This is a genomic window from Streptomyces beijiangensis (genome assembly GCF_017315755.1).
Classification (GTDB): Bacteria; Actinomycetota; Actinomycetes; order Streptomycetales; family Streptomycetaceae; genus Streptomyces; species Streptomyces beijiangensis.
This window is the reverse complement of the sequence record NZ_JAFLRJ010001633.1, coordinates 1-393: the sequence shown is the minus strand read 5'-3', so window position 1 is coordinate 393 and position 393 is coordinate 1. Positions and strand designations below refer to the sequence as shown.

The 393-nt window shown below is 48.1% G+C and carries 1 pseudogene; it reads right to left on the bottom strand.

Features of this window, described 5'->3' with window-relative positions:
- Nucleotides 1–393, bottom strand: a pseudogene (locus J0695_RS46595) (hypothetical protein); the annotation flags it as partial.

Here is a 393-nt window from a genome sequence, read left to right as displayed (position 1 = left end):
CACCTCCGCTCCAATCCATAACAAAGGAGCCCTGTGGATTTTTTTGTTTCTCAAGCCTTTCTTTTAAGGCGCTTTCAAAGTTGGTTTTGCCGCGATTGCTCCAAGAAACAGGCTTCTGATTATGATGAAAAAGGAGCGCTGTTCCCTTTGAATACGGCGAAAGGCTCTCAAGCAACCGGCCCAATTCTCTTTCGTCAAGCGTCAAAATCAGCGCGCCGAACGGTTCTAAGATGCCTCCCGGAATTTTATGGACAAGGGCCATTCCGGATGAAGCGCCGCTCATGTCTTTCCAATAGACGTTTTGACCGCCTTCAAGCAGCGAATGATAAGCCTTCAAGATTTTCCGGTCGGTCAGTCCGTTGTATTCTGGATTTAAGAGAATCGGCTCCTTCC